The organism is Herbaspirillum lusitanum, assembly GCF_046025995.1.
Taxonomy (GTDB): Bacteria; Pseudomonadota; Gammaproteobacteria; order Burkholderiales; family Burkholderiaceae_D; genus Herbaspirillum; species Herbaspirillum lusitanum_A.
The window spans coordinates 548,500-560,673 of sequence record NZ_JAQQFM010000004.1 but is presented as its reverse complement, the minus strand read 5'-3'; the positions used below and the strand labels follow the sequence as shown (position 1 = coordinate 560,673).

The following is a 12,174-nucleotide window of genomic DNA, read 5'->3' as shown; positions in this document are numbered from 1 at the left end:
CCGGGCCATCCGGCCCGAGCGCTTGTCTCCGTTTTTTCTTAAAGGACCTTCATTCTTTTCGAGGGTCCCTCCGGAGGCAAGCGATGAAAATTCAGGGATGACTGAATCCCCGTCATCTAGCCGCTGCTAACCGGCGGGCCGGCTGCTCTCTTCGCGTAGCCAGTGCAGAAAGCAGATGACCTCCGGGCGCGACTTATTGCGTGCCGGGCACACGGCGAAATGCTGGGTGATGTCCAGCGTCATGCCGGTTCTGAAGACCGGGCGGAGACGACCGGCTTTAAGGTGATCGGCCCCGAAAGCGTCGCTCTCAAAAACAACGCCCAAACCTTGCACCGCGGCCTCGATGCTCATCATGGCGCGATCGAATCTCAATGCGATGCGCTCCGGACGCATCTCCGGCGCATATCTGGCGAACCATTCGGGCCATTGCAGCAGACTTCCGCGCGACTGGATCAAGGGCGCCTGAACCAGATCGGCAGGACCGTCGATGCGGTGTTTTGCCAGGAAATCGGGGCTGGCCATCGGAATGATGCGCTCCGTCAGGACCGGTTCGATTTCCAGGTCCGGCCAGTGCGGCACCCCGCAACGGATATCGAGATCGACCTGGCCGATCTCAAAATCGGAGACCTCCGGCGAAGCGGACAGGCCCAGTGAGATATCCGGATGCATTTGCGTGAAGCGGCCGATTCTGGGCATCAGCCACAAACTGGCGAAGCTTGGGCTGGAATGGATATGCAGGGAATTTTCCACGCCGTGCCGGAGATCGTCGGTTGCAGAATTGATCGCTCCCAGAGCCCCCGCCACGCGCTTGAGGTAAGACTGACCGGCTGGCGTCAGCTCCACGCCCTTGGTGGAACGCTCAAACAGGCGCAGACCGAGCAATTTTTCAAGACGCGCGACCTGGTGGCTGATGGCCGAGGGCGTGAGGTGAAGTTCTGCCGCCGCCAGATTGAAACTCTTGCGACGGGCGATGGCTTCGAAAGCCATCAGGGAGGTCAACGGGGGAATCATGGCGTCTCGACGTATTGTTCTTTTCTAATGCGCTGCAACATGCGCTGGCTCGAAGTATTGCTGAGATTTTATCGTTTGCCCCCTCATTTGCAATAGCAGCAAAATTCGCTTTGCACATCAATGATCCCACGTATTTCTCTTCCCCCAACTTCTTGCCGAGCATCATGGACGACCCGAAATCCTTTTTGAAAATGCTGTTCGACAGCGCCGTCAGTTACGCCCAGGCCGCGGACGTGTTGTCAGGATTCATGCCCAGACCGCCCAAGGGGCGCACCATTGTGGTCGGCGCGGGCAAAGCCAGCGCTGCCATGGCGCACGCGTTTGAGGCGCTATGGCCGGCCACTGCGCCATTGGAAGGACTGGTGGTGACCCGCTATGGGCATACGCCTGCGCGCCCGGATGCGCGCGACGTGCGCATCGAAGTGGTCGAGGCAGCGCATCCGGTGCCCGACGCTGCCGGTCTGGCGGCATCGCAGCGGATGCTGGCGCTGGTGCGCGATCTGACTGAAGACGATCTGGTGATCTGCCTGATCTCCGGAGGCGGATCGGCTTTACTGACCTTGCCGGCCGAAGGACTGACGCTGGCGCAAAAGCAGACAATCAATCAGCAGCTGCTCGACAGCGGCGCCGGCATCGGCGAGATGAATTGTCTGCGCAAGCACCTGTCGCGCATCAAGGGGGGACGGCTTGCGCTTGCCTGCGCACCGGCGCCGCTCATTACGCTGGCCATCAGCGATGTGCCGGGCGACGATGTGTCGGTCATCGCCAGCGGGCCCACGGTCGCCGATGACAGCACATGCGCGGATGCTCTGGACATCATTCGTCGTTACGGCATCGCAGTGCCGGCGCCGCTCATCGCTGCGCTCGAAGCGGGTGCGCTTGAGACGCCGAAGTCCGCCGATGCCTGCTTCATGTCAAACGAAGCCCACCTGATCGCCACGCCGCAACGCTCGCTTGAGGCGGCCGCCGCGACGGCACGCGCAGCAGGCGTCGAGGCGCATATTTTGTCGGATGAAATCGAGGGTGAATCGCGCGAGGTCGGCAAGGTGCATGCGGCTTTGGCGCGCTACATCGCCCGCGGCGGAACGCCTCTGAGCCGGCCTTGCGTGCTGCTGTCGGGCGGCGAAACGACCGTGACCATACGGCCGCGCATGCCGGGCATGCCGCAGGGCAAAGGCGGCCGCGCCGGTGAATTCTGCCTTGGCTTGGCCGGGGCGTTGCAGGCGCACCCGGATATATGGGCGCTGGCGGCGGACACCGATGGCATAGACGGCGTCGAAGACAACGCCGGCGCCTTCGTCACGCCGGATACGCTGGCGCGCGCCAGTGTCGTCGGATGCACATTGCCGGACCATGTCGCACGCAATGATTCATACAGCTTCTTCCAGGCGATAGACGATCTGTGCGTGACCGGACCGACCTACACCAACGTCAACGATTTCCGCGCCATTCTGATCTTGTGACGGCGCCGTCCTGATGCTGCTGACTTCATTTTCCGAGCGGCGGCAATGCTTGAAAACGGCGCTCTGCCACGGCCGTTTACAGCACGCGCGGGCAGATGATGGTTCATCACTTTTCCATGACAAACCTTCACTTGTCGTCGGGTCCGGAAAGGTTGAACATCAGCGCCAGAACAATAAGGAGACAGATGTGAGCGGCCGTCAAAGAGCCGTTGCAGCGCACAATGGCCCGCACTCGCCCGCATTGTCTCCAGTGTTCCTGACTCGAACGCCAACTCACTGGAGAACTATTTCATGCTGCTCAAGGACAAAGTCGCCGTCATCACTGGCGGTGCAGGTATCAACGGACTCGGATTTTCAACTGCACGCATGATGGCGTCGCAAGGCGCCCGCGTGGTGATTCTTGATCTGACACAAGCCGATCCGGCAGCGGCTGCCGCGCGTCTTGGCGAAGGTCATCTGGGACTGGTCGCGGACGTCACAGACAAATCCTCTTGCGACGCCGCGGCTGCCGCCGTGCTGGAAAAATTCGGCCGCATCGACATCCTGGTCAACAACGCCGGCATTACCCAGCCGGTGAAATTTCTCGACATTACCGGCAAGGACTACGACCGCATTCTCGATGTGAGCCTGCGCGGCACCTTGTACATGTCGCAGGCGGCCTTGCCTGCGATGCGCAAGCAGAGGAGCGGCGCCATCGTCTGCATCTCTTCCGTGTCGGCGCAGCGCGGCGGCGGCATTCTGGGTGGCCCGCACTATTCGGCGGCCAAGGCAGGCGTGCTGGGTCTGGCCCGCGCCATGGCCCGTGAATTCGGCGCGGAAGGCATACGCGTCAATTGCGTCACGCCGGGCCTGATCTCGACCGACATCAACAAGAACATTCTGAGCGCCGAAAAGAAGGCGGAAATTGCCGAGACCATTCCCCTGGGGCGTCTCGGCGGCCCGGACGATGTGGCAGGCGTCTGCGTTTTTCTGGCCAGTGATCTCTCTCAATACTGCACCGGCATCACGCTCGATGTGAACGGCGGCATGTTGATTCACTAAACCGCTGCCACCGGCCGCAAGCTGCATCGCGCGATGCGCAAGTGCAGTGCGCCGGCCGGCCCCGGGTTCATCCCATCAGAAAATAACAGGAGACAAGACATGACCAACGAAAATGCCAGGAAAGGTATCACCCGTCGCCAGCTGTTGAAAGTCGGCGCAGCCGGAGCGGCGCTGCCACTGTTTTCCATCATGACGCGTCCGGCCAATGCCGCTGAATTCACCTACAAGTTCGCGACCGGGCAGGACCCTTCGCACCCCGTCAACAAGCGCGCACAGCAGGCGATCGATCGTATCCGCGAGGCGACCGGCGGTCGCATGGAAATCAAATTGTTTCCGGCCAACCAGTTGGGCTCCGATACCGATCTGATGTCGCAGATCCGTAACGGCGGCGTCGAATTTTTCAACCAGGCCAATACCGTGCTGTCGACGCTGGTGCCGGCCGCCGGCATCGTCAATACCGGTTTCGCATTTCACGACTACCCGGCGGTCTGGTCGGCGATGGACGGGCAACTGGGCGCCTATGTGCGCGCGCAGATTGAAAAGGTCGGTCTGCTGACCATGTCCAAGCCCTGGGATAACGGTTTCCGTCAGATCACCACGTCCACCAAGCCGATCAAGAACGCGGCCGATGTGAAGGGTCTCAAGCTGCGGGTTCCGGCAGCGCCGATGCTGACGTCTTTGTTTACCGCTCTCGGCGCCAGCCCGACGCCGATCAATTTCAATGAGGTGTACTCCTCGCTGCAGACCAGGCTGGTGGAAGGTCAGGAAAACCCGCTGGCCATCATCAGCACCGCGCGCCTGTATGAAGTCCAGAAGTTCTGCACGATGTCCAATCATGTATGGGATGCCTATTGGATCCTCGGCAACCGCCGCGCCTTCGAGCGCCTGCCCAAAGACATCCAGGAAATCGTCCGCCGTGAACTGGATAAGGCGGCCAGCGATGAGCGCGCCGATATCGCAGCCTTCTCCGGCTTCGCCCGCAACGATCTGGCCAGCAAAGGCTTGCAAATCGTCGAACCGGACAAAGACTCCTTCAAGGAAACCCTGGCGAAGGCCAACTTCTACAAGGACATGCGCGCCAAGTTCGGTGATGAAGCCTGGAAGCTACTGCAAAACAGCGTAGGGAGCCTGGGATGAGCGCGCTCTCGCTCGAGCAGCCTGCTGTCGCCGACAGCTCGCTGCCGGCGCGCCTGGAGCACTGGCTGGGCCACGCCATCGAGATCCCCGCCGCCGCGCTGGTGGTGGGCGAAGTCGCAGTGCTGCTGGCCGGCGTAGTGATGCGCTTTGTGTTCAACAGCCCGATTCCCTGGGCCGATGAACTGGCTTCCATCCTGTTTCTGTGGCTGGCCAACCTGGGCGCTGCAGTGGCGCTGCGGCGCGGCACCCATATGCGCACTACGGTGCTGGTCGGCTTCATGAGCGAGCGCGGCAAGGCCTGGGCCGAAGCCCTGGCCATCATCGCGCCTTGCCTCATGCTGCTGATCCTGATAGTGCCGATGTGGGAATACGCAGAAGACGAAATGTTCGTGCAGACACCTGCACTGGGCTGGCCCAACACGGTGCGTGCGGCCGCAGTGGCAACGGGAGCGGCACTGATGATCGCCATCAGCCTGCTGCGCATCTCGCGCCAGCGGCTGGTCGATTTCATCGGCGTGGCCGTCACCATCGCTGTGATTGCCGGTGCGATGTATCTGGGCTCAGGCTGGCTGCAAAGCGTGGGCAACTGGAATCTCGTGATTTTCTTCGGACTGGTGCTGGGCGTGTCGGTCTTGCTTGGCATTCCGATTGCCTTTTGCTTCGGCCTGGCGACGGTGGCATTCATGCTGACCGTGACCACCAGTCCGCTCGCCGTGGTGGCCGGGCGCTTCGACGAAGGCATGAGTTCGCTGATCCTGCTGGCGGTGCCGTTGTTCATCTTGCTCGGCCATCTGGTGGAGATGACCGGCATGGCCAAGGCCATGGTGGATTTCCTGGCTTCCTTGCTGGGTCACGTGCGGGGCGGCCTGAACTACGTGCTGCTGGGCGCGATGCTGCTGGTGTCGGGAATTTCCGGCGCCAAGACCGCCGACATGGCGGCCGTGGCGCCGGTGCTGTTGCCGGAGATGAAGCGCCGCGGCAATCACGAGGGCGAACTCATTTCGCTGCTGGCCGCTTCGGGCGCGATGGCCGAAACGATTCCGCCCTCGCTGGTGCTGATCACGATAGGCTCGGTGGCCGGGGTGTCCATCGCCGCCCTGTTCACCGGCGGCATCATGCCCGGCATCGTGCTGGCTGCGCTGCTGGCGATCCTGGCGCGCTGGCGCAGCGCCGAGATCACAGAAGGCTTCAAGCGCGCTCCGGGCAAAGTGGTGATGCGCACGCTGGTGATCGCCTTGCCGGCGCTGCTGCTGCCGATGCTGATCCGCACCGCCGTGGTTGAAGGCGTGGCGACCGCCACCGAAGTATCGACCATCGGCATCGTCTACGCGGTGGTGGCCGGCTTGCTGGTCTATCGCCAGTTCGACTGGAAACGCCTGTATCCGATGCTGGTGGACACTGCGGCCTTGTCCGGCGCTATCCTGTTCATCATCGGTACCGCCACCGGCATGTCATGGGCGCTGACGCAATCCGGCTTCTCGCACAGCCTGGCCGAAGCGATGACCGGTGTCCCCGGAGGCAAGTACGGCTTCCTGCTGGTGTCGATCGCCGCCTTCGTGGTGCTGGGCAGTGTCCTGGAAGGCATTCCTGCCATGGTGCTGTTCGCGCCGCTGCTGTTCCCGGTGGCCAAGGCCATCGGCGTCCACGAAGTGCATTACGCGATGGTGATCATCCTGTCGATGGGCGTCGGCCTGTTTGCACCGCCATTCGGACTGGGCTATTACGCCGCCTGCACCATCGGCCGCGTACATCCGGACGTCGCCGTCAAACGCATCTGGCCCTATCTCGGCGCGCTGGTCGTGGGCCTCTTGATCGTGGCCTTCGTGCCCTGGTTCTCCATCGGCTTCCTCTGATCCATCCCGTATTTATCAAGTCTTCATCCGCGAAGGAATTTTCATGTCTGACAATCTGGCAAATCTGCGCAGCAGCGCATATCGGATCCGCCGCTTCGCCTTGCGCATGGGCGAAGTGCAGGGGCAGGGTTACATCGGTCAAGCGCTGGGCTGGGCCGACGTGCTTGCAGTGGCCTACAAGCACGCCATGAAGCTACGCCCCGGCGAGCCGGAATGGCATGGCCGCGACCGTTTCCTGCTGTCGCACGGACACTATGCGATCGCGCTCTACGCCGCCCTGATCGAAGCCGGCATCGTGCCGGAAGCAGAACTGGAGAGCTACGGCAGCGACGACAGCCGCCTGCCCATGTCCGGCATGGCGACTTACACGCCCGGCATGGAAATATCGGGCGGCTCGCTGGGCCAGGGACTCGCGATTGCGGTCGGCATGGCGCTGGCGCTGCGTTACCAGAACAATGCCGCCTTCATCTACAACTCCATGTCGGACGGCGAGCTCGACGAAGGCGCCACCTGGGAAGCCGCCATGGGGGCGGCCCATCACCAGCTCGGCAATCTGATCTGTCTGATCGACATCAACAACCAGCAAGCCGACGGCCCATCGTCGAAGATCATGGGCTTCGAGCCGCTGGCAGACAAATGGGCGGCATTCGGCTGGCATGTACAACGTGTCGACGGCAACGATCTGCCGGCGGTGATCAAGGCCTTCGATACGGCGCGCCAGCTGGCTGAGCCGAAACCGCGCGTCATCCTGTTCGATACGCTGATGGGCAAGGGCGTCCCTTTCCTGGAAGAGCGCGAGAAGAATCACTTCATCCGTGTCGATCCGCCGGAGTGGCAACAGGCACTGTCCATCCTCGACCAGTCTCATCAAGAAGGAAGCCAAGCATGAATACCGTAGCCGAAAAAAAGCCGCGTCTCACCACTTCGGCCATGATCGCCTCGATCGCCGGCGAAGGGCAGCGCGTCCAGGCCGCTCCCTTCGGCAAGGCGCTGGTCGAATACGCCGCCGGTCGGCCGGAGATCGTCGGCCTGACCGCCGATCTGGCAAAGTACACCGACCTGCACCTGTTCCAGAAAGCCTATCCGGAACGTTTCTTCCAGATGGGCATGGCCGAGCAGTTGCTGATGGCCGCCGCCGGCGGCATGGCCAAGGAAGGTCTGGTGCCGTTCGCCACGACTTATGCAGTCTTCGCCACGCGCCGCGCCTACGATTTCATTCACCAGGTCATCGCCGAAGAAAATCTGAATGTGAAAATCTGCTGCGCGCTGCCCGGCCTGACCACCGGCTATGGCCCCAGTCACCAGGCAACGGAAGATCTCGCGATGATGCGCGCGATTCCCGGCATGACCATCGTCGATCCATGCGACGCGCTGGATCTGGAACAGGCCGTGCCGCAGATCGCTGCGCACCAGGGCCCGGTCTACATGCGCCTGGCGCGCGGCAATGTACCGCTGGTGCTGGACGAATACGACTACACGTTTGAATTGGGCAAAGCCAAGGAACTGCGCGACGGCAACGACGTGCTGATCATCTCCAGCGGCTTCATGACCATGCGCGCGCTGGAAGTGGCAAAGGCGCTCGAAGCGGACAATGTCAGTGTCGGCGTATTGCATTGCCCGACCATCAAGCCCTTCGACGAAGCCACGGTGCTTGAGCAGGTCAAGCGTAAAAACCGTCTGGTCGTCGTGGCCGAAAACCATTCGGTGATCGGCGGCCTGGGCGAGATCGTGGCCACCACTCTGATGCGTCATCGCGTGCATCCGGCGGGCTTCGAGATGGCCGGCCTGCCTGACGCATTCCTTGATGCCGGCGCGTTACCCACGCTGCACGACCGTTATGGCATCAGTTGCGAAATGCTGAGCAAACGCATCAAGGAGTGGTTGAAATAAATTTTCGGGAGAGCGTGCAAATGCTTTGGCGGGCAGCCTGGGAAACAGGTCGCCCGCTATTTTTCTGATGCCGGGTGCGACGAGCGGATTTTTGCTGAGCGGCTCCTGCTGCAGGAAAAGCATCCAATAAAGTCTCCCTCTCTATGGCAAGAAAGGTAGCAATCTCATTTGTCGTGCCACTTGGCTTCAATTCGCCGAGCGCTTTGTGACCAAGCTCATGATCAGGTCTCTCCTCGCTGTCGCTTTGCGGGCCTAACGCCGAGGCGAAACCCGTCACTCCTTGCTCCTGCGGCCTTTGACGTGGCGCGGCAATTTTCAAAAGCACATCTGCTCTGAATCGTTCTGCGTCTTCCATGGGCTCTGCCGCAAGCAGACTGAAGGACATCGCGGCCGCTCGACGACTGCCCGCGCTTCATGCGTGTGGTATCTGATCCAGACTTTCGAAGACCTGCTTGCCGGCCTGCAGGGCTTGTTTCACCATCAGGTCGGCGCCAGCGGAGGCGCCGCCAATGCGCAGCACGGCATCGCAACGTTCAAGCAGGCGCAGCGCATGCGGGTGAAACACTGCATCGAATACGGCATCGCCGGCACGTGTCGAGCCGGCCAGACGTGCCGTCGGCAATGCCAGCCATTCACCCAGTACCGGAAGGTGGCCGGCCTGATACAAGGGCAGCACGCAGGCCTCCATGACGGCGACGTTATGCGCGATGCGGCCGGGGGCGCCATCCGTACCCGATCGATAGGGCCCGGCAATCAGGATCATCATGCTGCGTGGCGCGAACAGGTGCCGCTGTGCATATTGCAGCAAGATGATGGTCTTGCCGTCGACGATGCCGGTGCCGATCATTGCCAGTGCTTCCTCGATGCCGAGTTCCAGCACTTCCAGGTCCTCGCCTTCTTCGACCAGGCCGCCGCCTTTGCCCACGCGATGGTCCGGTTCATATTCGGCGACGAAAAAATGCAGGCGTTCGGTCACACTCCCCGGGCTCATGAAGACGTCCCACAGACGGCGCACAACGCCGACCCGATAGCCGGTTTCTTCTTCCACTTCTGCGCGAATGCGCTGTTCCGGTTCGGCGCCGTCCAACAAGCCGGCCGCCGTCTCCATCAGGAATCCATCGTGGCCATTGACATAGGCCGGCAAGCGGAACTGCCGCGTCAACACCACCGTACCCTGCTTCCGGTTGTACAGCAGCAGCGTTGCGCCGTTACCGCGATCATAGGTTTCGCGCGTCTGTTCGTCCCAGATGCCATCGCTTCTGCGCAGCGCATACCTGGTCTTCTTGAGCGTGCCCCAGTCATCGGATAGCAATTGCACATCTTTTATTTTTACACGATCTTGCATGATATATCTCTTTGAAAGTGATTTTGTGTAAACTATCGTGCAATATGATGCATGGTCAAGAAAAAATGAAGGAGGCATGAAAACATGCTCACAAGCCAACGGAAACGAGAATTGATGGATGTACTGCGTCGCGATGGACGGATTGTCGCGACGCAAATGAGCGTTGAGCTAGGCGTGTCCGAAGATACGATCCGGCGCGATTTGCGGGAGCTGGCCAAAGAAGGCCTGTTGCAGCGGGTCCATGGCGGAGCATTGCCGACCAGCCCGGCGCTTGCGGATTTCGCCGCGCGCCAGCAGATAACGCCGGACGACAAGGCTGCCATCGGCCGCGCAGCCGCCGCGATGGTGCAGCCGGGGCAGGTGGTATTCGTCGACGGCGGCACGACCTGCACCCAGCTGATACGCGCACTGCCGCGCCAGTTGCGCGCGACGGTTGTTACCCACAGTCCGTCGATTGCGATGGAGCTGATGGCGCATCCGGAAATCGAGGTGATCATGCTGGGCGGCCGGCTATTCCGGCACTCTATCGTCAATGTCGGGGCCGCCACGCTGGAGGCCATCGCGCAGATCCGTGCAGATACTTATTTCATGGGGGTGACCAGCGTCCATCCGGAAGCCGGGCTTGCGACAGGGGATTTCGAAGAGGCAGGTGTGAAGCGCGCAATGTGCCAGGCGGCGGCCGACACCATCGTATTGGCTTCTTCGGAAAAACTGGCGACGGCGTCGCCTTACCGGATCGTCGGCATGTCCGAGATCAGCGGCATTGTGTTACCGGCCACGACCTCGCCGGAGTTGATGCAGCCCTATCTCGACATGGGCATTGCGCTGACGCTGGCCTGAGCCAACGGACGGCGCTGTTGCCAATGACTCAGTGCCTTTTCATCCATGCATGTGTGCATCGAAGGCGTAAATATGAAGCGCGCTGCAGATCAACGTCCCCGCGCCGGCACCAGCGCCCGGCAGGAAGCCAGCATGCTCAGCGCGTGCAGATTGGCCAGCAAGATCGGCCCGTCCTGCCGCTCGCCAGCCGCCAGGCAGCGCAAGAATTTTTCTTCGATCTCTTCACGCGACAGTGGGTCTGCCGCTGTTCCACGCGCCGCTGCGCGGAAGCGTTCGTAGCGGCGGCCATTCTTCAGCGTGATGACTACCTGCGCGCCCTCGGGTGCAATCGCGAGCAGTTCGCGCGATTCCCATTGCGCGCCCTGATGCATGTCGATGATCTGCATCAGCCCGATCACGCGTTCGTCTTTCAGCGCGGTCGGATTCAGATGTTCCAGCCCCAGCGTGCCGTAGAGCAGTGAAATCGCGATGGCGAACTGCATGCTGAACTGCGCCTCCTGGCGCGTGGCCGGTTGCTGGTACACCAGATTGGCGATGACGATGGGCGGCACGTCGCAAGTGATGGACGCAATCTCATCGAGGCTGAAGCCGTTCTCATGCAGCAGTTCCAAGGCCGCATCCACCGCTGCGTGCGATGACAGGCACACCGGAATGCGTTTGATATCGACGCCGGGGCTTTCCAGAGACCATTCGCGGCCGAGGCGATCCAGCTTGTTGACGTCGAACACTCCCTGATTGAACAGGCGCGCAAAGCCGTTATGGTGTTCAAAGGCATGTGCCGGCCCGGTGGCGCCATGACGCGCCAGCATCGCGGCGTTGACGCCGGCCTGTGCCGCGCGACCCGCCATCAGCGCTTTGGCATCGGTGCCGAAGCCGGCTTTCAGACCGCCGGCCGCTGCCACCGCCAGACCCAATGCCGCCGCCGTCTGCATCCGGTTCAGGCGCAACAGCCAGGCGGCAGCGGCGCAGGCGCCGATCGGGCCGAGCACGCCGGTGGTCCACCAGCCGGTTTCGTACAGGACGCTGCGGCTGGCGGCGCCGACTGCATATTCACATTCGCTGCCGACGATGAAAGCGGTCAGCAGGTCGCGCCCGGAAGCATCGATGTGTTGCGCCACCGCCAATGCCGCCGGGGCGATCACCGCCGAGCCGTGCACGAAACCGGCGTAACAGTTGTCGTCGAAATCCAGCGCGTGGGCAGCCGTGCCGTTGGCGAACGCCGCCGCGCTGGCGACCATGTAGCGGCTGGCGCCGAATACCGTGCAGGTACCCGAATTGCTGCCGCTTTCATCGGCTGCCGCGGCGCGCGCGATGGCGGCCACGCGGCTGGCGGCGCCGGCGATCATCACGCCCAGCGTATCGATCAGGCAGGTAATCGCAATGTGCTGCACGCTGGCCGGTACTTGTTCCGGCTGCAGCCCTACGATCCAGTCTGCGAGTTTGTCGATGGCAGTGGTGTTGTCGCTGGGGGGTATAGACACAGTCATTCCTGAAGTAGTGAAGGTGGGTAGCCGCGCGATCCTGAACGTGGATGAAGTGGTCGCTACAAATGAAAACAGGGCGATGGCGCCGCATCTGCGGCGGCCATCGCCCG

General features: G+C 61.9%; 10 protein-coding genes and 1 pseudogene. 7 read left to right on the top strand and 4 right to left on the bottom strand.

Annotation, left to right across the window (positions count from 1 at the left end; all coding sequences use genetic code 11):
- Window positions 1–126: 126 nt before the first annotated feature.
- Window positions 127–1,011 carry a LysR substrate-binding domain-containing protein gene (locus PQR62_RS11100; protein ID WP_408157794.1) on the bottom strand — a complete coding sequence of 295 codons (885 nt, stop codon included), beginning with the start codon at window positions 1,009–1,011 and terminating at the stop codon, window positions 127–129.
- 164 nt (window positions 1,012–1,175) lie between these two features.
- Between PQR62_RS11100 and PQR62_RS11095 the strand changes: the two genes are divergently transcribed.
- The 6 genes from PQR62_RS11095 (at window position 1,176) to PQR62_RS11070 (ending at window position 8,395) form a co-directional block, all read left to right on the top strand.
- A complete protein-coding gene (locus tag PQR62_RS11095) occupies window positions 1,176–2,474 on the top strand; it encodes a glycerate kinase type-2 family protein (RefSeq protein WP_408157792.1) in 1,299 nt (432 codons plus the stop codon).
- A 291-nt stretch (window positions 2,475–2,765) separates the two neighbouring features.
- Window positions 2,766–3,515, top strand: coding sequence for an SDR family NAD(P)-dependent oxidoreductase (locus PQR62_RS11090; RefSeq protein ID WP_408157790.1), 750 nt, complete (start codon window positions 2,766–2,768; stop codon window positions 3,513–3,515).
- A 99-nt stretch (window positions 3,516–3,614) separates the two neighbouring features.
- Window positions 3,615–4,652 carry a TRAP transporter substrate-binding protein gene (locus PQR62_RS11085; protein ID WP_408157788.1) on the top strand — a complete coding sequence of 346 codons (1,038 nt, stop codon included), beginning with the start codon at window positions 3,615–3,617 and terminating at the stop codon, window positions 4,650–4,652.
- Complete coding sequence (locus tag PQR62_RS11080; protein ID WP_408157787.1) at window positions 4,649–6,505, top strand: TRAP transporter large permease; 1,857 nt, start codon at window positions 4,649–4,651, stop codon at window positions 6,503–6,505. Before PQR62_RS11085 ends, PQR62_RS11080 begins: the two co-directional genes overlap by 4 nt.
- 43 nt (window positions 6,506–6,548) lie before the next feature.
- Window positions 6,549–7,394 carry a transketolase gene (locus tag PQR62_RS11075; RefSeq protein WP_408157785.1) on the top strand — a complete coding sequence of 282 codons (846 nt, stop codon included), beginning with the start codon at window positions 6,549–6,551 and terminating at the stop codon, window positions 7,392–7,394.
- Window positions 7,391–8,395, top strand: a complete 1,005-nt coding sequence (locus tag PQR62_RS11070) for a transketolase family protein (RefSeq protein ID WP_408157783.1) — start codon at window positions 7,391–7,393, stop codon at window positions 8,393–8,395. The genes PQR62_RS11075 and PQR62_RS11070 overlap by 4 nt, the downstream gene beginning before the upstream one ends.
- Here PQR62_RS11070 and PQR62_RS11065 read toward each other — a convergent pair.
- The gene (locus tag PQR62_RS11065; protein WP_408157781.1) at window positions 8,376–8,750 is read right to left on the bottom strand and encodes a hypothetical protein; all 375 of its coding nucleotides are present in this window, start codon (window positions 8,748–8,750) and stop codon (window positions 8,376–8,378) included. The two genes, PQR62_RS11070 and PQR62_RS11065, sit on opposite strands and share 20 nt — an antisense overlap.
- Before the next feature lie 423 nt (window positions 8,751–9,173).
- A pseudogene (locus tag PQR62_RS11060) lies at window positions 9,174–9,740 on the bottom strand (NUDIX domain-containing protein); the annotation flags it as partial.
- A gap of 84 nt (window positions 9,741–9,824) precedes the next feature.
- Here PQR62_RS11060 and PQR62_RS11055 point away from each other — a divergent pair.
- On the top strand, window positions 9,825–10,580 hold the full coding sequence (locus tag PQR62_RS11055; protein WP_408157779.1) for a DeoR/GlpR family DNA-binding transcription regulator: 756 nt from the start codon (window positions 9,825–9,827) through the stop codon (window positions 10,578–10,580).
- An 89-nt stretch (window positions 10,581–10,669) separates the two neighbouring features.
- Here the strand turns inward: PQR62_RS11055 and PQR62_RS11050 are convergent, their stop codons facing one another.
- Window positions 10,670–12,061 carry an MmgE/PrpD family protein gene (locus tag PQR62_RS11050; protein ID WP_408157777.1) on the bottom strand — a complete coding sequence of 464 codons (1,392 nt, stop codon included), beginning with the start codon at window positions 12,059–12,061 and terminating at the stop codon, window positions 10,670–10,672.
- Between the last annotated feature and the right edge of the window lie 113 nt (window positions 12,062–12,174).

Excerpts from the sequence above, each read along its gene's own strand:
- PQR62_RS11090 (WP_408157790.1), top strand. The coding sequence starts at position 2,766 with ATGCTGCTCAAGGACAAAGTCGCCGTCATCACTGGCGGTGCAGGTATC.
- PQR62_RS11070 (WP_408157783.1), top strand. The coding sequence starts at position 7,391 with ATGAATACCGTAGCCGAAAAAAAGCCGCGTCTCACCACTTCGGCCATG.
- PQR62_RS11095 (WP_408157792.1), top strand. The coding sequence starts at position 1,176 with ATGGACGACCCGAAATCCTTTTTGAAAATGCTGTTCGACAGCGCCGTC.
- PQR62_RS11080 (WP_408157787.1), top strand. The coding sequence starts at position 4,649 with ATGAGCGCGCTCTCGCTCGAGCAGCCTGCTGTCGCCGACAGCTCGCTG.
- PQR62_RS11075 (WP_408157785.1), top strand. The coding sequence starts at position 6,549 with ATGTCTGACAATCTGGCAAATCTGCGCAGCAGCGCATATCGGATCCGC.
- PQR62_RS11085 (WP_408157788.1), top strand. The coding sequence starts at position 3,615 with ATGACCAACGAAAATGCCAGGAAAGGTATCACCCGTCGCCAGCTGTTG.
- PQR62_RS11100 (WP_408157794.1), bottom strand. The coding sequence starts at position 1,011 with ATGATTCCCCCGTTGACCTCCCTGATGGCTTTCGAAGCCATCGCCCGT.
- PQR62_RS11055 (WP_408157779.1), top strand. The coding sequence starts at position 9,825 with ATGCTCACAAGCCAACGGAAACGAGAATTGATGGATGTACTGCGTCGC.
- PQR62_RS11065 (WP_408157781.1), bottom strand. The coding sequence starts at position 8,750 with ATGGAAGACGCAGAACGATTCAGAGCAGATGTGCTTTTGAAAATTGCC.